Below are 23299 nucleotides of genomic sequence, written 5' to 3' on the forward strand. Positions count from 1 at the left end.
TCATTAGCCGGTAAATCTGCGCCCGGCTTTCTGCTACAATCCACACCCCGTTCGAAGATTGAGCAATATTCCCATGCGTTTAAACCCTGGACAACAACAAGCGGTCGAATTCGTTACTGGACCATGCCTGGTGCTGGCAGGGGCGGGTTCCGGTAAAACCCGCGTGATCACGAATAAAATCGCCCACTTAATTCGTGGGTGTGGCTATCAGGCACGCCACATTGCGGCGGTGACATTTACCAATAAAGCAGCGCGCGAGATGAAAGAGCGTGTTGGCCAGACGCTGGGGCGCAAAGAGGCGCGCGGGCTGATGATCTCCACCTTCCATACCCTGGGGCTGGATATCATTAAACGCGAATACGCCGCACTGGGGATGAAGTCTAACTTCTCTCTTTTCGATGACACTGACCAGGTGGCGTTGCTCAAAGAGCTCACCGAAGGCCTGATCGAAGACGACAAAGTTCTGCTGCAACAGCTGATCTCGACGATCTCAAACTGGAAAAACGATCTGATGACGCCTGCACAGGCGGCAGCGAGTGCGAAGGGCGAACGGGATCGGATCTTCGCACACTGTTATGGTCTGTACGACGCGCATATGAAAGCGTGCAACGTATTGGATTTCGACGATCTGATCCTCCTGCCAACGCTGCTGCTTCAGCGTAATGAAGAGGTACGTGAACGCTGGCAGAACAAGATCCGCTACCTGCTGGTGGATGAATATCAGGATACCAACACCAGCCAGTACGAACTGGTGAAGCTGCTGGTGGGGCAGCGCGCGCGTTTCACCGTGGTGGGTGACGATGACCAGTCAATTTACTCCTGGCGCGGTGCGCGTCCACAAAACCTGGTGTTGTTAAGCAAAGATTTTCCTGCGTTGCAGGTGATTAAGCTGGAGCAAAACTACCGTTCTTCCGGGCGTATCCTCAAGTCGGCGAATATCCTGATCGCCAATAACCCGCATGTGTTTGAGAAGCGTCTGTTCTCCGAACTGGGTTACGGCACCGAGCTGAAAGTGCTCAGTGCCAATAATGAAGAGCATGAGGCTGAACGCGTTACCGGCGAGCTCATTGCCCACCACTTCGTGAATAAAACCGAGTACAAGGATTACGCCATCCTGTATCGCGGTAACCACCAGTCGCGCGTCTTTGAAAAGATGCTGATGCAAAACCGCATCCCCTACAAAATTTCGGGTGGTACGTCGTTCTTCTCGCGTCCTGAAATCAAGGATCTGCTGGCCTATCTGCGCGTGCTCACCAACCCGGATGATGACAGCGCGTTTCTGCGCATCGTGAACACCCCGAAACGTGAGATCGGCCCGGCGACACTACAAAAGCTTGGCGAATGGGCGATGACCCGCAACAAAAGCCTGTTTACCGCCAGCTTTGATATGGGGCTGAGTCAGACGCTGACCGGACGTGGTTACGATTCGTTAACCCGTTTCACCCACTGGCTGGGTGAAGTGCAGCGCCTTGCGGAACGTGAACCTGTCGCGGCAGTGCGCGATCTCATTCACGGTATTGATTACGAATCCTGGTTATACGAAACCTCCGCCAGCCCGAAGGCGGCTGAGATGCGGATGAAAAACGTTAACCAGCTCTTCAGCTGGATGACCGAAATGCTGGAAGGCTCGGAGATAGATGAGCCAATGACCCTGACTCAGGTGGTCACCCGCTTTACCCTTCGCGACATGATGGAGCGTGGCGAGAGCGAGGAAGAGGCTGACCAGGTTCAGCTGATGACGTTACACGCGTCAAAAGGACTGGAGTTCCCGTATGTATATCTGGTCGGTATGGAAGAAGGTTTGCTGCCGCACCAGAGCAGCATTGATGAAGATAACGTCGACGAGGAACGCCGTCTGGCCTATGTCGGGATCACCCGCGCGCAGAAGGAGCTGACATTCACGCTGTGCAAAGAGCGCCGTCAGTATGGCGAACTGGTGCGTCCGGAACCGAGTCGTTTTCTGCTGGAGCTACCGCAGGACGATCTGATCTGGGAGCAGGAGCGCAAAGTGATTACGGCAGAAGAGCGGATGCACAAGGGGCAGGCTAACGTGGCGAACATTCGCGCGATGCTCGCGAAAGCCAAAGAGAAAGGATAATTATTCGAAGGCCGGGTATGGCGAAACCGCCACCCGGCAATGCTCAGGGTATTACTTCACTTCAAGAACCCAGTGTACATAACTCTGCCACTGGCACTCCTGTTCGATCATCTCTGCCCCAAGTGGATGATTATCAATCCAATTTTCCGGTAACGTCAGCGAAAGCTTCTCGCCATCAGCGACCAGATTGATGGCAGGTAGCAAATCATCGCGGCGGCGGCTGGCAAACAAAATCGCCAGACGTAGCAGTCGGCAAAGATGCTCGGCCACGCGTGGCGGTACGGCGTTTTGTTGATGTAAAGAGGAGAGGTCAACGGCGTTGGTCTGGTTCAGCAGCAGGGTTGCCAGCAACTTTTTCTGTGCAGGCGTGTAGCCCGGTAAATCGAGGTTACGTACCAGATAGGCCGCATGAACAGGGGCCTGTTTGAAATCAATGCTCAGCCCCACTTCATGTAGCGCGCAGGCGCTCAGCAATAAATCACGGCTCAAAGGGTCAAGATCCCAGCCGGTGGCAACCTGATCGGCGAAGCGTGATGCCAGTTGCGCCACACGACCCGCCTGGTCGATATCAACCAGAAAACGACGCTGCACGTTGCGCAGAGTACGGCTGCGAATGTCCTGATCAACCGACAGATGCAACATCCCATAGACCAGGCCTTCTCGCAGTGCGCCGCCAGCCAGCGTCATACACTGAATGTTTAGCTCGGTGAAAATCGCAATCAGAATGGCCAGCCCGCTCGGGAAAACCAGCGCACGTTCAAGCGTCAGGCCTTCAATTTCAAGCTCTTCCAGCCGCCCACACTGAATAGCGCGCTGTTTAAGCTGCTGGAGCTTGGCAAGCGTGATCCGCTCATCCATTCCCTGCGCCATCATGATTTCCTGCAAGGCCTGCACAGTGCCAGAAGCACCCACGCAGACTTTCCAGCCGTGATAACGAAGTTCATTCATGACCGGACGCAACACCTCGCGTGCGGCATTCTCCGCCTCGTCGAAGTTTTCTTTCCCCAGATTCCGGTCAGTGAAGTAGCGCTCAAGCCAGGTCACGCAGCCCATCGACAGGCTGAACAGTGACGTTGCTTGGGCGCCGGTGCCGGTCACGAGTTCGGTGCTGGCACCGCCGATATCCACGACCAGACGGCGATCGTCACCTCCTGTCGTATGGGCAACGCCCTGATAGATCAGGCGGGCTTCTTCTTCACCGCTGATAACCTGAACCGGACACCCCAGAATTTCCTGCGCTTTAGCAATAAAATCTACGGCGTTAACTGCCAGGCGGAGCGTCGCCGTGGCGACAACGGTAATTTGGGAATGCGGGATATCCTGCAGACGCTCAGCAAAGAGCCGCAGACACTGCCAGCCACGTTCCATGGCTTCATGGGATAGGTGGTTATCGCTGCTCAGGCCCGCCGCGAGGCGGACCTTGCGCTTAATACGCGTCAGCGTTTGTATGCTTCCCGCCACCTCGCGCACAACCAGCATATGAAAACTATTCGAACCGAGATCAATTGCCGCATAAAGCGAGGTGGAACTGAGCATATTTTCTTAACCTGAACGACGACGATTACGCGGTGCGCCAGAGCGACGCGGGCCATTGCCGGAGCGGGCGCGGGTAAGGCGCTTAGGCGGCGGCAGTTCGCTTAACAGCGCTTCCGGATTGTATTTGCTCTGCGGAATAGAGTGACCGATGTAGGTCTCAATGGCTGGAAGATTCAGCGCATACTCTTCACACGCAAGGCTAATAGAGTGACCGCTTGCGCCCGCACGACCGGTACGACCGATACGGTGAACATAGTCTTCGCAGTCATCTGGCAGGTCATAGTTAAAGACGTGCGTCACGGCTGGAATGTGTAAACCACGTGCTGCCACGTCGGTTGCGACCAGAATATCGAGATCGCCACGGGTAAATTCTTCAAGAATACGCAGGCGTTTTTTCTGCGCCACATCGCCGGTCAGCAGGCCAACACGGTGACCGTCTGCAGCCAGATGACCCCAGATGTCTTCGCAGCGGTGTTTGGTGTTCGCGAAAATAATGGCGCGGTCTGGCCACTCTTCTTCGATCAGCGTTTGCAGCAGACGCATTTTCTCTTCATTGGATGGATAGAAGAGCTCTTCTTTAATGCGGTGACCTGTTTTCTGCTCGGGCTCCACTTCCACGTATTCGGCGTTGTTCATCTGCTCGAACGCCAGCTCACGTACACGATAAGAAAGGGTCGCGGAGAACAGCATGTTCAGACGCTGATTTGCCGGAGGCATGCGACGGAACAGCCAGCGGATGTCTTTAATGAAGCCCAGATCGTACATACGATCAGCTTCATCCAGCACCACAACCTGGATGGCACCGAGGTTAATGTGGTTCTGTTTAGCGTAATCAATGAGGCGGCCCGTGGTACCGATTAGGATATCCACACCGCTTTCCAGCACTTTAAGCTGTTTATCGTAGCCGTCGCCGCCATAGGCCAGGCCAAGCTTCAGGCCGGTAGCATGCGCCAGGGGCTCAGCGTCTGCATGGATCTGTACCGCCAGTTCTCGCGTTGGGGCCATAATTAGCGCACGCGGCTGGTTAACTTTGCGGTCTGCAATCGCTGGATGAGAAAGTAAATAATGAAACGTTGACGTTAAAAACGCCATCGTTTTGCCAGTACCGGTTTGCGCCTGCCCTGCAACATCGCGACCGGCCAGCGTTAGCGGCAGCGCGAGGGCCTGAATGGGCGTGCAGTTATGAAACCCTTTTTTTTCAAGGGCTTCCGTCACCTTTGGGTGCAGGGCGAAGTCGGAAAACTTCTGTTCTGTTAAATGTGTTTTGCTCATAGTGTGGTAGAATATCAGCTTACTATTGCTTTACGAAAGCGTATCCGGTGAAATAAAGTCAACCTTTAGTTGGTTAATGCGACATCAACACGTCGTTGGTGGAGACAAAACCAACGTACCAGGCTTATTCCTGTGGAGTTATATATGAGCGATAAAATTATTCACCTGACTGACGACAGTTTTGACACGGACGTACTTAAGGCTGACGGGCTGATCCTCGTCGATTTCTGGGCTGAATGGTGTGGTCCTTGCAAAATGATCGCCCCGATTCTGGATGAGATCGCCGACGAATATCAGGGCAAACTGACCGTTGCCAAGCTGAACATCGACCAGAACCCGGGCACCGCACCAAAATACGGTATCCGTGGCATTCCGACCCTGCTGCTGTTCAAAAACGGCGAAGTGGCGGCGACCAAAGTGGGCGCGCTGTCCAAAGGTCAACTGAAAGAGTTCCTCGACGCTAACCTGGCGTAAGGTTTCTCCGCTGTGCGTTCAGAGCTCCCGGCTAAATGATGAGGAACTCTGGACGCCCGGCTGAAGTCGTGCTAAGTTAGCTATGACTTCGTTTTAAACATATCTTGTTGTTTGAATCTTGTTTTACCCGATACTTCCCGTTGTTGACTTATACAGTGCGTGAAGTGGCTAAATTCCGGGCTTGTCACTCAATCCGTCTTGTCGTTTCAGTTCTGCGTTCTTTCCCTGTGACCAGACAGCGAACAGACATGAGTTGATGGCCGCTAAACAGGCATGGATGACCCTGCCATACCATTCACAACATTAAGTTCGAGAATCACCCCGAGTTTAAGAACCCACACCATTATGAATCTTACCGAATTAAAGAATACGCCGGTTTCTGAGCTGATCACTCTCGGCGAAAATATGGGGCTGGAAAACCAGGCTCGTATGCGCAAGCAGGACATCATTTTCGCCATCCTGAAGCAGCACGCGAAGAGTGGCGAAGATATCTTTGGCGACGGTGTGCTGGAGATATTGCAAGACGGATTTGGTTTCCTCCGCTCTGCAGACAGCTCCTACCTCGCCGGCCCTGACGACATCTACGTATCCCCTAGCCAAATCCGCCGTTTCAACCTCCGCACTGGTGACACCATTTCAGGTAAGATTCGTCCTCCTAAAGAGGGTGAACGCTACTTTGCGCTGTTGAAAGTTAATGAAGTTAACTACGACAAACCAGAAAACTCACGTAACAAGATCCTTTTTGAGAACTTAACGCCGCTGCACGCGAACTCTCGCCTGCGCATGGAGCGTGGTAATGGTTCTACCGAAGACTTAACTGCGCGTGTTCTGGACCTGGCATCACCAATTGGTCGTGGTCAGCGTGGTCTGATTGTGGCACCGCCAAAAGCGGGTAAAACCATGCTGCTGCAGAACATCGCGCAGAGCATTGCCTATAACCACCCAGACTGTGTGCTGATGGTGCTGCTGATTGACGAACGTCCGGAAGAAGTAACGGAGATGCAGCGTCTGGTTAAAGGTGAAGTTGTGGCTTCTACCTTTGACGAACCTGCATCTCGTCACGTTCAGGTTGCGGAAATGGTTATCGAGAAGGCGAAACGCCTGGTTGAGCACAAGAAAGACGTGATCATCCTGCTCGACTCCATTACGCGTCTGGCCCGTGCGTACAACACTGTGGTTCCGGCTTCCGGTAAAGTATTGACCGGTGGTGTGGATGCCAACGCCCTGCATCGTCCGAAGCGTTTCTTCGGTGCTGCACGTAACGTGGAAGAGGGCGGCAGCCTGACCATCATCGCGACGGCGCTGATCGATACCGGCTCCAAAATGGACGAAGTTATCTACGAAGAGTTTAAAGGTACAGGCAACATGGAACTGCACCTCTCTCGTAAGATTGCAGAAAAACGCGTCTTCCCGGCTATCGATTACAACCGTTCCGGTACCCGTAAAGAAGAGCTGCTCACCACACAGGAAGAGCTGCAGAAAATGTGGATCCTGCGCAAAATCATCCATCCAATGGGTGAAATCGATGCAATGGAGTTCCTCATTAATAAACTGGCGATGACCAAAACCAACGACGATTTCTTCGACATGATGAAACGCTCGTAACGCAAATAAAGCCAGCGAACGCCACGTTTTTACGTGGCGTTTTTCTTTTATGGACTATACGCTAGTACCACCTACTCCCAATTTTGACGTGTAGGTGCAACAATAAGATAATTCGCACAGTAAAAACATTAATAGCTTGAATAATAAACAAATGGAACTGTAAGAGGTTTGCTTTATAACTTCAGGCTAAGCGCCTTGATGGTTATACTTCCTTGACTAACATTTGTTGAGAACATCCATTGTGAACCTACTTGATACGTTTACTGAACTAACCAGTATTTTCTTGTTTACCACCTGTTTTTTGTTTTTTGCGCGTAAGGTGGCGAAATATCTGGGATTAGTGGATAAACCCAACTTCCGTAAACGTCATCAAGGTATGATCCCCTTGGTCGGGGGTATCTCTGTTTTCGCGGGGATTGGCTTCACGTTTGCTATCGCAGATTACTATATCCCGCATGCCAGGTTGTATCTCTCTTGTGCCGCCGTCCTTGTAGTGATTGGTGCTCTTGATGATAGATACGATATTAGTGTCAAAATTCGCGCCTTCGTTCAGGCAGCGGTCGCGATTACAATGATGGTGTTCGCAAAATTGCACTTGAGTAGCCTGGGCTATATTTTTGGCTCATGGGAGATGGAGCTTGGTCCATTTGGCTATTTCTTGACCCTATTCGCAGTGTGGGTTGCGATCAACGCGTTTAATATGGTTGATGGTATTGATGGTTTGCTGGGAGGGTTGTCCTGCGTCTCATTTGCCGCAATTGGTTTCATTTTATGGTTCGATGGACAATATAGCCTCGCTATGTGGTGTTTTGCCATGATTGTGGCCATCTTGCCTTATATCTTGTTAAACCTTGGCGCACTGGGGCGACGCTATAAAGTTTTCATGGGGGATGCGGGCAGCACGCTTATTGGCTTTACTATCATTTGGATCTTACTGGAAACCACTCAGGGTGATGTTCATCCTATTAGTCCGGTAACGGCATTATGGATTATTGCTATCCCATTAATGGATATGGTTGCGATTATGTATCGCCGCCTGCGTAAAGGGATGAGTCCTTTCTCTGCTGACCGTCAACACATTCATCATTTGATCATGCGAGCCGGATTCACTTCCCGACAGGCATTTGTGCTTATTACTCTGGCGGCTGCTATTCTAGCAGGGATTGGCGTGACGGCGGAATATACACATTTTGTGCCTGAGTGGGCTATGTTGGTATTGTTCTTGCTAGCTTTTTCTTTCTACGGCTACTGCATTAAGCGCGCATGGAAAGTAGCGCGATTCATTAAACGTATTAAACGCAGGATGCGTCGTAACAATGACAAAAACACAACATTAACTAAGTAAAACCGGGACTATGATGACTCAACCGTTGGCGGGAGCGAAATCAGTGGTAACTGAGAATGAACTGGATATTCGGGGTTTGTTTCGCGTGTTATGGGCAGGCAAACTTTGGATTGCGGGGATCGCGCTGGTGTTCGCACTGTTAGCGCTGGCCTACACTTTCTTTGCAAAACAAGAGTGGAGCGCCACGGCAATTACAGACAGACCAACGGTTAACATGCTCGGCGGGTTTTATTCCCAGCAGCAGTTCTTGCGTAATCTGGATATCAAGGCGAATCTGGCGGCACCCGATCAGGCTTCCGTCATGGATGAGGCATACAAAGAGTTTGTGATGCAACTGGCCTCGTGGGATACACGCCGCGATTTCTGGAGTCAGACGGATTATTACAAGCAGCGTATGGTGGGCAACAGCAAAGCGGATGCCGCGTTTTTGGATGACCTGATAAACAACATCCAGTTCACGCCGGGTGATGCGCTGCGTAACGTTAATGACAGCGTCAAACTGGTTGCGGAAACGGCACCGGATGCTAATAACCTGTTGCGTCAGTATGTTGCTTTTGCCAGCCAGCGTGCTGCAAGCCATCTCAATGAAGAGCTTAAAGGTGCCTGGGCGGCCCGTACCATCCAGATGAAAGCCCAGGTAAAACGTCAGGAAGAGGTGGCACAAGCCATTTTCTCTCGCCGCGTACACAATATTGAGCAGGCGCTGAAAATTGCGGAGCAGCGTAATATTTCCCGCAGCGAAACGGATGTCCCGGCGGATGAACTGCCTGATTCTGAAATGTTCCTGCTTGGTCGCCCAATGTTGCAGGCTCGTCTGGAAAACCTCCAGGCCGTTGGCCCTGATTTTGACCTCGACTACGATCAAAACCGCGCGATGCTCACTACGCTGAATGTTGGTCCAACGCTGGACCCGCGTTTTCAGACCTATCGTTATTTGCGAACGCCTGAAGAACCTGTAAAACGCGATAGTCCGCGTCGTGCATTCCTGATGATTATGTGGGGGATTGTAGGAGCACTAACGGGCGCTGGCGTGGCGTTAACGCGTCGTCGCACAAACTAAGAACGCCGTCTACGATGAAGGCTAAGGCCTTCATCGTCTAATCGAAGAGAATCGATGTGAAAGTACTTACCGTATTTGGCACCAGGCCGGAGGCCATTAAGATGGCACCTCTGGTTCACGTGCTGGCCAATGATCCTGATATTGAAGCGAAAGTGTGCGTCACAGCCCAACACCGTGAGATGCTCGATCAGGTCTTAACGCTCTTTTCCATCGTCCCGGATTATGACCTCAATATTATGAAGCCGGGGCAAGGGTTGACCGAGATAACCTGCCGGATTCTGCAAGAGCTCAAGCCGATTCTGGAGTCATTCAAACCTGACGTTGTCCTGGTTCACGGTGACACCACCACCACCGTGGCGACAAGTCTGGCTGCGTTTTACCAGCGTATTCCCGTCGGTCATGTTGAGGCGGGTCTGCGTACCGGAAACCTATATTCCCCATGGCCGGAAGAGGCCAACCGCACGCTCACCGGTCATCTGGCCATGTACCACTTTGCGCCAACCGAAAACTCGCGTCAGAACTTGCTGCGTGAAAATATCGCTGATAACAAAATCTTTGTAACCGGCAATACGGTCATTGATGCGTTGATCTGGGTACGCGATCGCGTACTGGCAAACAGCGATCTGCAGAAGGACCTCGATGCCCGCTATCCGTTCCTGAATAATGGCAAGAAAACCATCCTGGTCACTGGGCACCGTCGAGAAAGCTTTGGCCGGGGCTTTGAGCAAATCTGTCATGCACTGGCTGAAATCGCCGCGCAGAACGACGATGTACAGATTGTTTATCCGGTGCATCTCAACCCAAATGTTAGCGAGCCCGTCAACCGTATCCTGGGTCATGTCGAAAATGTCCTTCTCATTGAACCTCAGGATTACATGCCGTTTGTCTGGTTGATGAATCATGCCTGGTTGATCCTCACCGATTCCGGTGGCATTCAGGAAGAAGCTCCGTCCCTTGGCAAGCCCGTTCTGGTGATGCGTGAAACGACCGAGCGTCCGGAAGCCGTCAAAGCGGGAACGGTACGCCTGGTCGGTACTGACACACAGTTGATCGTCGAAGAGGTCACGCGCCTGCTGCACGACGATGAAGAGTATCAGGCGATGAGCCGGGCCCATAATCCGTACGGAGACGGGCAGGCTTGTGGTCGTATTTTGCATGCACTTAAACACAATCGGATATCGCTATGAGTTTTACTACCATCTCTGTCATTGGTCTTGGCTATATTGGCTTGCCTACTGCGGCAGCGTTTGCCTCCCGTCAAAAGCAGGTTGTCGGTGTGGATATCAACGCGCGTGCGGTAGAAACCATTAACCGTGGCGAAATTCATATTGTGGAGCCCGATCTTGATCGCGTGGTGAAAGAGGCGGTTGAGGGGGGCTTCCTGCGTGCCAGCACGACGCCTGTTGAAGCTGATGCGTACCTGATTGCTGTTCCAACGCCATTTAAAGGCGACCACGAGCCCGACATGGCCTTCGTCGAGTCGGCGGCGAAATCCATTGCGCCTGTGCTGAAGAAAGGGGCGCTGGTGATCCTGGAATCAACTTCTCCGGTTGGGGCAACCGAGCAGATGGCGCAGTGGCTGGCTGAAGCGCGTCCCGATCTCAGCTTCCCGCAGCAGGCGGGTGAGCAGGCCGATGTCAATATTGCCTACTGTCCGGAGCGCGTGCTGCCGGGGCAGGTCATGGTCGAACTGATTAAAAACGACCGCGTGATTGGCGGTATGACGCCAGTCTGTTCCGAACGTGCCAGCGCGCTGTACAAGATTTTCCTGGAAGGTGAGTGTGTGGTGACTAACTCCCGCACCGCCGAGATGTGCAAGCTGACGGAAAACAGCTTCCGTGACGTCAATATCGCGTTTGCGAATGAGTTGTCGCTGATCTGCGCCGATCAGGGGATTAACGTCTGGGAGTTAATCAGCCTGGCGAATCGCCATCCGCGCGTCAACATTCTGCAGCCAGGCCCTGGCGTGGGCGGTCACTGTATCGCCGTCGATCCGTGGTTTATCGTGGCGCAAAACCCGGCGCAGGCACGTCTGATTCGCACCGCGCGTGAAGTGAACGACAGCAAACCTCACTGGGTTCTCAATCAGGTTAAAACCACGGTTGCGGATTGTCTGGCAGAGAGCGGCAAGCGCGCCAGTGAACTGAAAATTGCCTGCTTTGGTCTGGCATTTAAACCGAATATTGATGATTTGCGTGAAAGCCCGGCAATGGAAATTGCTGAGATGATTGCCGGATGGCACAAGGGCGAAACGCTGGTGGTCGAACCGAATATTCATGAGCTGCCGACAAAACTGGCGGGGCACTGTACGCTGACCGCGCTGGAGAATGCGCTGGCGACGGCGGATGTGCTGGTGCTGCTGGTGGATCATAAAGAATTTAAAGCAACGTCCGGCGCTGCTGTTCGTCAGCAGTATATTGTTGATACCAAAGGTGTCTGGCGTTGAGTAGCCTGAATGGGGTGCTTGAACCTCTGAACTGGGAGAGTACCTTTTTCGGTCTACCTTCGGCCATTGTGCGTCTGCGCGATAATGCGCCGGCACTGACGGAATCTGACTTTACGGCCTGGCAGAGGGTTCAGGCTAAGATCCCAGCAGACCGTGCTGACCTGCTTGATGCGCTCCAGCAACACGGCTTTAAGCTGGTTGAAGGTGAGGTCGATCTTTCTATAACGCTCACCCGGCATGATGCGTCAGGCGCGGAATTTGCAACCGAACAGGATATTCCCGTGCTGCGTCAGATGGCGGTTCGGGCGTTTGCTCAGAGCCGTTTTCGCACGCCCTGGTACGCGCCTGACGACAGCGGTCGTTTCTACGCGCAGTGGGTGGAGAATGCGGTCAAAGGCACCTTTGACCACGTCTGCCTGGTTTTTCGTGCTGGAGACGGTCAAATCCAGGGGTTCGTCTCGCTGCGTAAGCTCAACGAGCGTGAGGCGCGTATTGGCTTATTAGCCGGGCGTGGCATGGGTGAAAAACTCATGCAGGCGGCGATGCACTGGGCGCAACAGCAGCAGGTTTCGACGCTGCGGGTGGCGACCCAGGTGGGCAACACCGCTGCGCTTAAACGTTATATTGCGAGTGGTGCCAACATCGACGCCACCGCCTACTGGTTATACAGGTGACAAGATGATTCCATTTAACGCACCACCCGTCGTCGGAACGGAACTCGACTATATGCAGTCTGCCATGGGCAGCGGCAAACTTTGTGGTGACGGCGGTTTTACCCGTCGCTGTCAGCAGTGGATGGAACAGCGTTTTCGCAGTGCCAAAGTGCTGCTGACCCCGTCCTGTACGGCATCTCTGGAAATGGCGGCGCTGCTGCTGGATATCCAGCCCGGCGATGAAGTGATCATGCCGAGCTATACCTTCGTTTCCACAGCGAACGCGTTTGTCCTGCGCGGGGCGAAAATCGTCTTTGTGGATATCCGCCCGGATACCATGAACATTGACGAGACGCTGATTGAAGCGGCTATCACCGACAAAACGCGCGCGATCGTGCCGGTTCACTACGCGGGTGTGGCCTGTGAAATGGACACCATCATGGCGCTCGCCAAAAAACATAATCTGTTCGTGGTGGAAGATGCCGCCCAGGGCGTGATGTCGACCTACAAGGGACGCGCGCTGGGCACGATCGGCCATATTGGCTGCTTTAGTTTCCACGAAACCAAAAACTACACCGCGGGTGGAGAAGGCGGTGCGACGCTGATTAACGACCGGGCGCTGGTGGAGCGTGCGGAAGTGATCCGCGAAAAAGGCACCAACCGTAGCCAGTTCTTCCGTGGCCAGGTCGACAAATATACCTGGCGCGATATTGGCTCAAGCTATCTGATGGCGGATCTGCAGGCGGCCTATCTGTGGGCGCAGCTTGAAGCGGCGGAACGCATCAACCTTCAGCGTCTCTCCCTGTGGCAAACCTATTACGATGCGCTTGAACCTCTGGCAAAAGCCGGGCGTATTGAGCTGCCGACCATTCCGGCAGATTGCGTCCACAACGCGCATATGTTCTACATCAAGCTACGCGATAACGACGATCGCAGCCAGCTTATTGCCTGGCTGAAAGAAGCCGAAATTATGGCGGTGTTCCACTACATTCCGCTGCACTCCAGCCCGGCGGGCGAGGAGTTTGGGGTATTCTCAGGTGAAGACCGTTACACTACCAAAGAAAGTGAGCGTCTGCTTCGCCTGCCACTGTTCTACAACCTCGCGCCGGTTAACCAGCGTACGGTGATTAATACCCTTCTGAGTTATTTCGGCTGATATGTCTCTGGCAAAAGCATCGGTGTGGACCGCCGCGTCCACGCTTGTAAAAATTGGCGCCGGGCTGCTGGTCGTCAAGCTGCTGGCCGTCTCATTTGGCCCCTCGGGTGTGGGGCTGGCGGGTAATTTCCGTCAGCTTGTTACCGTTCTTGGGGTGCTGGCCGGTGCCGGCATCTTTAACGGCGTGACCAAATACGTTGCGCAGTATCACGATGATGCGGCTCAGCTTCGCAGGGTGGTGGGCACCTCCTCGGCGATGGTCACGGGGTTTTCAACCCTGATGGCGATTATCTTTCTGCTGGCGGCGGCACCCATCAGCCAGGGGTTGTTTGGGCACACCCATTACCAGGGGCTGGTGCGTCTGGTTGCGCTGGTTCAGATGGGGATTGCTTGGGCTAACCTGCTGCTGGCGCTGATGAAAGGCTTTCGTGATGCTGCCGGGAATGCCCTTGCGTTAATTCTCGGGAGCGTCATCGGCGTTATTGCCTATTACTTCTGCTATCGCCTTGGAGGGTATGAAGGCGCACTGCTGGGGCTGGCGCTCGTCCCGGCGCTGGTTGTTGTTCCTGCCGCCTTTATGCTGATGCGTCGTGGCGTCATCCCTCTGAGCTACCTGAAACCTCAATGGGATAAGATTCTTGCCAGCCAGCTGGGTAAATTTACCCTGATGGCGCTCATCACCTCCGTCACGCTACCCGTGGCCTACGTGATGATGCGAAACCTGCTGGCGGCGCATTATAGCTGGGATGAGGTCGGTATCTGGCAGGGCGTAAGTAGCATTTCCGACGCCTACCTCCAGTTTATAACGGCTTCCTTTAGCGTTTATTTACTGCCAACCTTATCGCGCCTGACGTCCAGACAGGATATTACCCGTGAGATTTTTCGATCTCTGCGCTTTGTGTTGCCGGCTGTTGCGGCTGCGAGTTTTACCGTCTGGTTATTGCGCGATGTTGCCATCTGGCTGCTTTTCTCGGCGAAGTTTACCGCCATGCGCGATCTCTTTGCCTGGCAGCTGGTGGGGGATGTACTGAAAGTGGGGGCTTACGTTTTTGGCTATCTGGTGATTGCGAAAGCCTCGCTGCGTTTGTATATCCTGGCTGAGATTAGCCAGTTTACGCTCCTGACGGTGTTCTCGCACTGGCTGATCCCCGCGCACGGGGCACTGGGAGCGGCTCAGGCCTACATGGCAACCTATATCGTTTATTTTGCTGCCTGTTGCGGCGTATTTTTACTTTGGCGTAAACGCGCATGACTGCACTGATTCACATCCTGGGATCGGATATCCCACACCATAACCAGACCGTATTGCGGTTCTTTAACGATGAGCTGGCATCGGACGATCCTGATGCGCGTGAATTTATGGTTGCAGGTCAGGATAAGGGCCTGAGCGAGGCGTGTCCGGCGCTGAAGATTCGCTTCTGGCCGGATAAGGCTACGCTGGCGAAGGCGGTCGTTGCCAAAGCCAAAGCGGATCGTGAGCAACGCTTCTTCTTCCACGGGCAGTTTAATACCGGTCTGTGGCTGGCACTGTTAAGCGGCGGAATTAAACCCTCCCAGTGCAGCTGGCATATCTGGGGGGCCGATCTTTACGAGGTTTCCCGCGGCTGGAAATTCCGGCTTTTCTACCCGCTGCGTCGCATGGCGCAGGGACGCGTGGGCTGTGTTTTTGCCACCCGTGGCGATCTGAATTATTTTGCGAAACAGCATCCTGATGTGCGCGGCGAATTGCTCTATTTCCCGACCCGAATGAACCCGGCGCTTAACACCATGGGGACCGGCACGCCACGGGAGGGGAAACTGACGATTCTGGTCGGTAACTCTGGCGATCGCAGCAACGAACATGCTGCCGCGCTCAGGGCTGTTCATCAGCAATTTGGCGATACCGTCAATGTGGTTGTCCCGATGGGTTACCCCCTCAACAACGACGCCTATATCGACGAGGTTCGCCAACAGGGGCTGGCGTTATTCAGCGCCGGGAATTTGCAAATTCTCGATAATAAGCTGGAATTTGATGAGTACCTTGCGCTGCTGAGGAAATGCGATCTCGGGTATTTTATCTTTGCCCGCCAGCAGGGGATTGGCACACTGTGTCTGCTGATTCAGGCCGGGATCCCCTGTGTACTTAATCGCGATAATCCGTTCTGGCAAGATATGGTCGAGCAGAATCTGCCGGTGCTGTTTACCACCGATGTGCTTAATGAAGAAGTTGTTCGGGAAGCACAGCGACAACTGGCGCTGGTGGACAAAAATTCCATCGACTTCTTTAGCCCGAATTACCTCTCGCCGTGGCACCGTGCGCTGCGTATCGCTGCAGGAGGCAAAGCATGAGCCAGTTGCAATTCAGCGGTTTGCTGGTCGTTTGGCTCCTGAGCACGCTGTTTATCGCTACGCTCACCTGGTTCGAATTCCGCCGCGTGCGTTTCAACTTTAACGTGTTCTTCTCGTTACTGTTTTTGCTGACGTTCTTTTTTGGCTTCCCACTGACCAGCATTCTGGTCTTCCGCTTCGACGTGAGCGTCGCGCCACCAGAAATTTTGCTCCAGGCACTTCTGGCTGCAACCTGTTTCTATGCAGTTTACTACGTCACCTATAAAACGCGGCTGCGTTCAACGCAGGCAACCGCACCACGCCGGGCGCTTTTTACCATGAACAGGGTGGAGACCCACCTGACATGGGTGATGCTAATGACCATCGCCCTGGTCAGTGTCGGCATTTTCTTCATGCATAACGGCTTCCTGCTGTTTAAGCTGCACTCCTACAGCCAGATTTTTTCGGCCGAAGTCTCAGGCGTGGCGCTTAAGCGTTTCTTCTACTTCTTCATCCCGGCAATGCTGGTGATCTTCTTCCTGCGCCAGGACAGCAAAGCGTGGCTGTTCTTCCTGGTCAGTACCGTCGCGTTCGGCATTCTGACCTACATGATTGTGGGGGGGACGCGCGCGAACATCATTATCGCCTTCGCGATCTTCCTGTTTATCGGCATTATTCGCGGCTGGATCTCGCTGTGGATGCTGGTGGCGGCTGGGGTGTTTGGCATTGTCGGGATGTTCTGGCTGGCACTGAAGCGCTACGGAATGAATGTGGCGGGTGATGAAGCGTTTTACACGTTCCTCTACCTGACGCGTGATACCTTCTCGCCGTGGGAAAACCTGGCATTACTGCTGCAAAACTACGACAAGATTGATTTCCAGGGCCTGGCGCCAATCGTTCGCGACTTCTACGTCTTTATCCCTTCCTGGCTATGGCCGGACCGTCCTGGCGTGGTGCTCAATACCGCGAACTATTTTACCTGGGAAGTACTGAACAACCATTCCGGACTGGCCATCTCGCCAACGCTGATTGGCTCTCTGGTCGTGATGGGTGGGGCGTGGTTCATTCTGCCCGGGGCCGTTGCCGTAGGGTTGATTATTAAGTGGTTCGACTGGCTTTACGTGCGTGGTAACGAAGAGACCAACCGCTATAAAGCGGCCATTTTGCACAGTTTCTGCTTTGGTGCCATTTTCAATATGATCGTTCTGGCGCGCGAAGGGCTGGACTCATTCGTTTCGCGCGTGGTGTTCTTCATGGTCATTTTCGGCGTCTGCCTGTTACTGGCTAAATTGTTGTACTGGCTGTTTGACAGTGCAGGGCTTGTGCACAAGCGCGAGCCGCAGGGCAGCACAACGCTGTCGCAAGTCTGAGTAAGGATAGTAATGACTGATAAAACGTCTGCACCGCGCTATGCGCTACGTGGTTTGCAGCTTATTGGCTGGCGCGACATGCAGCACGCACTGGATTTTCTTTTTGCCGACGGCCAAATGAAATCCGGGACGCTGGTGGCCATCAATGCGGAAAAAATGCTGGCAGTTGAGGATAATGCGGAAGTCAAAAGTCTGATTGAAGCCGCTGAGTTTAAATACGCGGACGGTATCAGCGTGGTTCGCTCAATCCGTAAAAAGTATCCTGACGCTAATGTTTCCCGCGTGGCGGGTGCCGATCTCTGGGAGCAGCTTATGGCCCGCGCAGGTGCGCAGGGCACGCCCGTGTTCCTGATTGGCGGGAAGCCGGAGATACTGGTCCAGACGGAGGAGAAACTGCGTCGTCAATGGAATGTTAATATTGTCGGCAGCCAGGATGGGTACTTCAAACCGGAAGATCGGCAGGCGCTGTTTGCGCGCGTTCGCGACAGCGGGGCGAAAATTGTCACCGTGGCGATGGGTTCCCCGCGCCAGGAGATCCTGATGCGTGACTGCCGTCTGGTCTGCCCGGATGCCCTGTACATGGGCGTCGGCGGCACGTACGACGTCTTTACTGGCCACGTTAAGCGTGCGCCCAAGGTCTGGCAAAATCTGGGCCTTGAGTGGCTGTACCGCCTGCTATCGCAACCGACGCGCATTAAACGACAGATTCGCCTGCTTCGCTACCTCGCCTGGCATTACACCGGGAAAATGTAATCAAAATGTAGCGCGATATGCTATTCGCGCTGCAACTCCCCTGCAAAACTGCTGATAATCTGTGCAATGCATTCATTTTTTTAATGCATCGTTTGCCATTTGGCAGATTTTAAGAAACCATTCGCTCCGTATTTTAGTACCCCTAAAAAACAATACCCGGTCTTAAGTCGGGAAACAGCAAACACAATCGAGGATCTATGGCAGAGAAAAAACCGGAGCTACAGCGTGGGCTGGAAGCTCGTCATATTGAACTGATAGCGCTGGGCGGCACTATCGGCGTCGGCCTGTTTATGGGCTCCGCAAGTACGCTCAAATGGGCAGGCCCTTCCGTATTACTGGCGTATATTATCGCCGGGCTGTTTGTTTTCTTCATTATGCGTTCGATGGGCGAAATGCTCTTCCTGGAGCCAGTGACCGGTTCTTTCGCCGTTTACGCGCATCGCTATATGAGCCCGTTCTTCGGCTACCTGACGGCCTGGTCATACTGGTTTATGTGGATGGCGGTAGGCATCTCAGAGATCACCGCGATAGGGGTCTACGTCCAGTTCTGGTTCCCGGACATGGTTCAGTGGATACCCGCGCTCATTGCCGTAGGGTTGGTGGCGCTGGCAAATCTGGCCGCCGTGCGCCTTTACGGTGAAATTGAGTTCTGGTTCGCAATGATTAAAGTCACCACGATTATCGTGATGATTGTCGTTGGCCTGGGCGTGATTTTCTTCGGCTTTGGCAACGGCGGACACGCTATCGGCTTTGGTAACCTGACTGAAAACGGCGGCTTCTTCGCTGGCGGCTGGAAGGGCTTCCTGACGGCGCTGTGTATCGTTGTGGCCTCGTATCAGGGCGTGGAGCTTATCGGTATTACCGCCGGTGAAGCGAAAAACCCGCAAGTCACGCTGCGTAGTGCGGTGGGTAAGGTGCTGTGGCGTATCCTGATTTTCTATGTGGGCGCGATCTTCGTCATCGTGACCATCTTCCCGTGGAACGAAATTGGCACGACCGGTAGCCCGTTTGTTTTAACCTTCGCGAAAATTGGCATCACGGCGGCGGCAGGTATCATCAACTTTGTGGTACTGACGGCGGCATTGTCAGGCTGTAACAGTGGAATGTACAGCTGTGGTCGTATGCTTTATGCACTCTCGAAGAATAACCAGCTGCCTGCGGCGATGAGTAAAGTCTCACGTTCTGGCGTTCCGGTTGCGGGCGTGGCGGTCTCCATTGCGATACTGCTGGTTGGCTCTTGTCTGAATTACATCATTCCTAACCCGCAGCGCGTATTTGTTTACGTCTATAGCGCCAGCGTGCTGCCAGGCATGGTGCCGTGGTTTGTTATCCTGATAAGCCAGCTGCGTTTCCGCCATGCGCATAAAAAGGCGATTGAAAGCCATCCGTTCCGCTCAATTCTGTTCCCGTATGCGAACTATTTAACGATGGCGTTCCTGGTTTGCGTATTAATTGGAATGTACTTTAATGAAGATACCCGCATGTCGCTGTTTGTCGGGGTGATCTTCCTGGCGGCAGTGACAGCTGCGTATAAGCTTTTTGGCCTGGGTAGCCGTGCCACCACGCAGAAAGTGGAGGAATAAGCGGCAAAATGTGCAAACCATAACCAAACGCGCATTTTTTTCAAAAAAGCACTAGACAGCGGGGACGGAGGTACGTAATATCCAGCCCCGCAACGGCGCTAAGCGCCCGTAGCTCAGCTGGATAGAGCGCTGCCCTCCGGAGGCAGAGGTCTCAGGTTCGAATCCTGTCGGGCGCACCATTTACCCGGTGCTGGAGCTGCGGTGGTCTGAGAAGTAGTCAGTACCGCGTGAGTTAAGAATACAGTGGTGGCTATAGCTCAGTTGGTAGAGCCCTGGATTGTGATTCCAGTTGTCGTGGGTTCGAATCCCATTAGCCACCCCATTATTGAAAGAGTTGTGAATTGCGAAGGTGGCGGAATTGGTAGACGCGCTAGCTTCAGGTGTTAGTGTCCTTAGGATGTGGGGGTTCGAGTCCCCCCCCTCGCACCACGACTTTTTAAATGAATTGAACTAAAAATTCAAAAAGCAGTACATCGGCGAGTAGCGCAGCTTGGTAGCGCAACTGGTTTGGGACCAGTGGGTCGGAGGTTCGAATCCTCTCTCGCCGACCAATTTTGAACCCCGCTTCGGCGGGGTTTTTTGTTTTCTGCTCCTTTTCATCCTGTAGCAATCCCCCGACAGCACCTACATTTATTGTCGCGATTTAGCGACATGCAATTAATTGAAAAAATAGAAAAAAATCCTTTGCTGATTTTACTGTCTCCTCCAGGAGACATATTGTTGTGTTTGCCGGATTATTGTCGGGCCTCAGAGGGTGCTTAACAGCATAATTTTCTTTTATCTTAAAATGTTGCGCGGTGTAAAAGTTCGGAGTGTTATGTTGGCACGTTACGTGCAATAATATGCGTGTAGATGCTCATTCCATCTCTTATGTTCGCCTTAGTGCCTCATAAACTCAGGAATGACGCAGAGCCATTTACGGTGCTTATCGTCCACTGACAGATGTCGCTTCGGCCTCATCAAACACCATGGACACAACGTTGAGTGAAGCACCAAATATGTTGTCTTATAGACCTGTTTTAACGCCTGCTTTTATAGCAGGCGTTTTTTTATGTCTTACTCCCGATAAAAGCACATGATCAGAGCAACGATCAGTAGAGCCACTGACGAGACGGTATAGAGTGCCTGCACTGAGCCAAACCCGGTTGCCACCATCGCTGCGATGCCAGTGAAAAGAGAGGCGCTGAGCGTTTGCCAGCGCCAGGCTTTACCGCTGGCTGAAGCGGTTTGCGTGTCATCAAAGCTACTAAGAACAGCAAACGTGCCAGCCGCAAAGAGAACATTCGAAGCCAGATGTGCGATAAAGATCATCCCCAGCGCACAGGCCAGCCCTCCGGATAAAAACGGAAGCATGCCATAAGCGGCCAGAAAGATACCGAGACAAACGATGATTCGCGGTGTGTGGGCAGCAAAGTGCGCCAGGCTGTCTCTTTTTAGCAGCATGGGGCCGCAAAGCTGTCCCATACTCCTCGCGAAAAGCAGAGGCAGCGCAAGACCCGCCGCATTCTGAGGATGGATCTGTTGCGCGAGTGCCGGAAGGAGCGCCATCGCCGGTGAACCGACGGCTGCCAGCGCTGGGAGGATGAGCAGGCTGCGTTTTTGCCGACTGGTCAACGCTCGCCAGCGTAACGCCGCAGGCGCTTTCTTTTCATCAGGGGGCGGGAGTGATGGTGCAGAAAACTGGCGCTCAGCCAGCCATAGCATTAACAGTGACCCGAGAAAGCTGGCGGCATCAACAGCCAGCAGTGTAAACACGGATGTCTTCTGGAACAGCACTACGCCCAGTCCGGTTCCTAACAACACCTGAGAAGCAAAAATCACAGTTTCCAGACAGGTTGCCGCAGGTAACTCCGCTTCACTGAGACCGCGCTTAAAGAGCAACGTCAGCGCGGGCCAACTCATCCCGCTGAGCAGCGCTTCGGTGGATTGCACGGCGAGTAAAGCGGCAATGCTGTGATAACCCACGCCAAACAAGGGAAAAAGCAGGGCGAGCAAGCCCAGTCCTTCGGTCAGTATCAGCAGAGATATTGGAGAAAAGCTCGAGCACAGCTTTTCACCGATCAGGCTACCGACAAATCCTGGTACCGTAGCGAAAAGAAAAGCGAGGGTTAGCAGTGCTGGCGAGGCTGACCACGCTAACAGCAAACCGAAGACCACAACCTGGGTTAAACCATTTCCCAGCGAAGTAAAGATAAAAGCACAGGCAAGCAGGCGCAGCCAGCGGTGGCCGCGCAGCGCTTCAATAAGCGCATACAAAAGCGAGTTCATGAAGATTTCCTTTCAAAAACAATTTAGTCCGCGCTGCAGAATGTGCGCGTGTGTGAAAAAGGTTAATGAAAAGACATCGTTACATTGGCGGGTGCGTTTGCAGATATGGGTACACAGAATGTAGCAGGAGATGGGCGATAAAAAAAGGAGGCCATTTGGCCTCCTGTTTATTTACTGCTGAGTACCGTTGTTTTGCAGCGTCAACAGCAACCCATCACGTCGCATGGCGGCTGCCTCTTCGGGCTTATGCTGTTTGTCCAGCGTATCGGCAAGCCATGCGTAGTCAAACGCATCCGGACGCTGTTTCAGTGCCGCGCGGAAGGCGAGGCTCGCTTCCTGCCATTCGCCATGCTTCATCAACGACTGACCCAGCGTGCTCCACAGCAGCGGACGGTCACCGACGGTTTTAATCTGCTGACGCAGCACTTTTTCAATTTGTTCTGGATTGTTGGTTTTCAGGCGTGGGATCACCATCACCAGCCGATCGTCATACTGGCGTTTGAGACCGTCGAGAAGGATCTCCTGCGCGGTGTCATGATCGTCACATTCAATAAGATGTTCTGCCATTGCCACCTGCAGTGGGATCTGCTGACGCGTTTTCCGGCTCTGATTCTTCCACCAGGTTTTCAGACCGTCGCTGCCCAAATCGGCGCGAGCCTGATCCATCAGGCCAATCCATGCCAGGCGCTGAAGCTCATCACGATGTTCATCATCACCCACTTCGGCCTTCGCCATTGATGGAATGATGTCCAGCAGTGAACCCCATGCACCGGTCCGAATATACGCCTGTTCAGCAAGACGCAGAACTTCCGGGTGACGTGGCGCAATTTCCAGCAGGCGGTCGATGCCGTGGCGTGCAGCGTGATTTTCATTGCGTGCCAGTTGCAGACGAACACGCGTAATTTCCACCGGAATCGGGTCGTTAGACGCCAGTTCAGACGCACGTTCCAGGTGTTGATTAGCGCGGACTTCGTCACCCCGCTGTTGCGCGGCTTCCGCGGCCAGCAAATAGTTCACTACTGGCTGTTCGGCATGATCGGCGTTTTTTGACATCAGCTTTTCAACCTGCTGATAGTCACCTTCCGCAAGTTTCAGCAGTGCCTGTTCGGTTTGCTTACGGGCGCGGCGGCGCTTACGACCCACGAACCAGCCACGCGTATGCGCGCCGGTGCGGAAAATACGGCGCAGGACCCACTCGACAGCAAACAGCACGACCACACCGAGGATCAGAATGATCGCCAGACCCGTTACGCTGGTTTCGATGTTGTAGTTATCGGTCTGGATCAGGACGTAACCCTGATGACCGGCAAGCATTGGACCCAGCACGATCCCGGCGATCAGCAGGATGAAGAGTAAGAGGACTTTTAGCATCA

18 protein-coding genes and 4 tRNA genes are annotated in these 23299 nt (G+C 53.5%); 18 read left to right on the plus strand and 4 right to left on the minus strand.

Annotated features, from left to right (window positions below; all coding sequences use genetic code 11):
- Nucleotides 1-73: 73 nt before the first annotated feature.
- Complete coding sequence (rep, locus tag JGF26_RS21565) at nucleotides 74-2098, plus strand: DNA helicase Rep (RefSeq protein ID WP_028018212.1); 2025 nt, start codon at nucleotides 74-76, stop codon at nucleotides 2096-2098.
- A gap of 51 nt (nucleotides 2099-2149) precedes the next feature.
- On the opposite strand, the gene gppA is transcribed toward rep, so the two are convergent.
- Together gppA and rhlB are read right to left on the minus strand one after the other, a co-directional pair.
- Nucleotides 2150-3634 carry a guanosine-5'-triphosphate,3'-diphosphate diphosphatase gene (gene gppA / locus JGF26_RS21570; protein ID WP_108091182.1) on the minus strand — a complete coding sequence of 495 codons (1485 nt, stop codon included), beginning with the start codon at nucleotides 3632-3634 and terminating at the stop codon, nucleotides 2150-2152.
- 6 nt (nucleotides 3635-3640) lie between these two features.
- Nucleotides 3641-4906, minus strand: a complete 1266-nt coding sequence (rhlB, locus tag JGF26_RS21575) for an ATP-dependent RNA helicase RhlB (protein ID WP_134708747.1) — start codon at nucleotides 4904-4906, stop codon at nucleotides 3641-3643.
- A gap of 144 nt (nucleotides 4907-5050) precedes the next feature.
- Here rhlB and trxA point away from each other — a divergent pair, with 144 nt between their 5' ends.
- From trxA to JGF26_RS21660, 17 genes are all read left to right on the plus strand, one after another.
- A complete protein-coding gene (trxA, locus tag JGF26_RS21580; protein WP_006179218.1) occupies nucleotides 5051-5380 on the plus strand; it encodes a thioredoxin TrxA in 330 nt (109 codons plus the stop codon).
- A 345-nt stretch (nucleotides 5381-5725) separates the two neighbouring features.
- Complete coding sequence (gene rho, locus JGF26_RS21585) at nucleotides 5726-6985, plus strand: transcription termination factor Rho (RefSeq protein ID WP_001054528.1); 1260 nt, start codon at nucleotides 5726-5728, stop codon at nucleotides 6983-6985.
- Between the two features lie 241 nt (nucleotides 6986-7226).
- On the plus strand, nucleotides 7227-8330 hold the full coding sequence (wecA, locus tag JGF26_RS21590) for a UDP-N-acetylglucosamine--undecaprenyl-phosphate N-acetylglucosaminephosphotransferase (RefSeq protein ID WP_049008158.1): 1104 nt from the start codon (nucleotides 7227-7229) through the stop codon (nucleotides 8328-8330).
- A 13-nt stretch (nucleotides 8331-8343) separates the two neighbouring features.
- Nucleotides 8344-9390: an ECA polysaccharide chain length modulation protein gene (wzzE, locus tag JGF26_RS21595; protein WP_049008159.1), complete on the plus strand. Its 1047-nt coding sequence runs from the start codon at nucleotides 8344-8346 to the stop codon at nucleotides 9388-9390.
- 56 nt (nucleotides 9391-9446) lie between these two features.
- The gene (wecB, locus tag JGF26_RS21600) at nucleotides 9447-10577 is read left to right on the plus strand and encodes a UDP-N-acetylglucosamine 2-epimerase (non-hydrolyzing) (RefSeq protein WP_134708745.1); all 1131 of its coding nucleotides are present in this window, start codon (nucleotides 9447-9449) and stop codon (nucleotides 10575-10577) included.
- Nucleotides 10574-11836, plus strand: coding sequence for a UDP-N-acetyl-D-mannosamine dehydrogenase (gene wecC / locus JGF26_RS21605; RefSeq protein WP_134708743.1), 1263 nt, complete (start codon nucleotides 10574-10576; stop codon nucleotides 11834-11836). The genes wecB and wecC overlap by 4 nt, the downstream gene beginning before the upstream one ends.
- A complete protein-coding gene (gene rffC, locus JGF26_RS21610; protein ID WP_028018205.1) occupies nucleotides 11833-12510 on the plus strand; it encodes a dTDP-4-amino-4,6-dideoxy-D-galactose acyltransferase in 678 nt (225 codons plus the stop codon). Before wecC ends, rffC begins: the two co-directional genes overlap by 4 nt.
- A gap of 4 nt (nucleotides 12511-12514) precedes the next feature.
- The gene (rffA, locus tag JGF26_RS21615; RefSeq protein ID WP_028018204.1) at nucleotides 12515-13645 is read left to right on the plus strand and encodes a dTDP-4-amino-4,6-dideoxygalactose transaminase; all 1131 of its coding nucleotides are present in this window, start codon (nucleotides 12515-12517) and stop codon (nucleotides 13643-13645) included.
- Nucleotide 13646: 1 nt separating this feature from the next.
- Nucleotides 13647-14897 carry a lipid III flippase WzxE gene (wzxE, locus tag JGF26_RS21620; protein ID WP_108091178.1) on the plus strand — a complete coding sequence of 417 codons (1251 nt, stop codon included), beginning with the start codon at nucleotides 13647-13649 and terminating at the stop codon, nucleotides 14895-14897.
- The gene (locus JGF26_RS21625; RefSeq protein WP_134708742.1) at nucleotides 14894-15973 is read left to right on the plus strand and encodes a TDP-N-acetylfucosamine:lipid II N-acetylfucosaminyltransferase; all 1080 of its coding nucleotides are present in this window, start codon (nucleotides 14894-14896) and stop codon (nucleotides 15971-15973) included. The genes wzxE and JGF26_RS21625 overlap by 4 nt, the downstream gene beginning before the upstream one ends.
- A complete protein-coding gene (gene wzyE, locus JGF26_RS21630; RefSeq protein WP_028018201.1) occupies nucleotides 15970-17322 on the plus strand; it encodes an ECA oligosaccharide polymerase in 1353 nt (450 codons plus the stop codon). The genes JGF26_RS21625 and wzyE overlap by 4 nt, the downstream gene beginning before the upstream one ends.
- A gap of 12 nt (nucleotides 17323-17334) precedes the next feature.
- A complete protein-coding gene (wecG, locus tag JGF26_RS21635) occupies nucleotides 17335-18075 on the plus strand; it encodes a lipopolysaccharide N-acetylmannosaminouronosyltransferase (RefSeq protein ID WP_028018200.1) in 741 nt (246 codons plus the stop codon).
- 197 nt (nucleotides 18076-18272) lie between these two features.
- Nucleotides 18273-19658 carry an amino acid permease gene (locus tag JGF26_RS21640; protein ID WP_134708740.1) on the plus strand — a complete coding sequence of 462 codons (1386 nt, stop codon included), beginning with the start codon at nucleotides 18273-18275 and terminating at the stop codon, nucleotides 19656-19658.
- Between the two features lie 102 nt (nucleotides 19659-19760).
- Nucleotides 19761-19837 (plus strand) — tRNA-Arg (locus JGF26_RS21645).
- A 67-nt stretch (nucleotides 19838-19904) separates the two neighbouring features.
- Nucleotides 19905-19980 (plus strand) — tRNA-His (locus JGF26_RS21650).
- A 21-nt stretch (nucleotides 19981-20001) separates the two neighbouring features.
- Nucleotides 20002-20087: transfer RNA gene (locus JGF26_RS21655), tRNA-Leu, on the plus strand.
- A 45-nt stretch (nucleotides 20088-20132) separates the two neighbouring features.
- Nucleotides 20133-20209 (plus strand) — tRNA-Pro (locus JGF26_RS21660).
- A gap of 505 nt (nucleotides 20210-20714) precedes the next feature.
- Here the strand turns inward: JGF26_RS21660 and JGF26_RS21665 are convergent.
- Together JGF26_RS21665 and hemY are read right to left on the minus strand one after the other, a co-directional pair.
- The gene (locus JGF26_RS21665) at nucleotides 20715-21926 is read right to left on the minus strand and encodes an MFS transporter (RefSeq protein ID WP_134708736.1); all 1212 of its coding nucleotides are present in this window, start codon (nucleotides 21924-21926) and stop codon (nucleotides 20715-20717) included.
- Between the two features lie 171 nt (nucleotides 21927-22097).
- A complete protein-coding gene (gene hemY / locus JGF26_RS21670; RefSeq protein WP_028018197.1) occupies nucleotides 22098-23297 on the minus strand; it encodes a protoheme IX biogenesis protein HemY in 1200 nt (399 codons plus the stop codon).
- Between the last annotated feature and the right edge of the window lie 2 nt (nucleotides 23298-23299).

Origin of the sequence: Enterobacter sp. E1, from assembly GCF_016809815.1 — a bacterium.
In the GTDB taxonomy this organism is placed as follows: Bacteria; Pseudomonadota; Gammaproteobacteria; order Enterobacterales; family Enterobacteriaceae; genus Enterobacter; species Enterobacter adelaidei.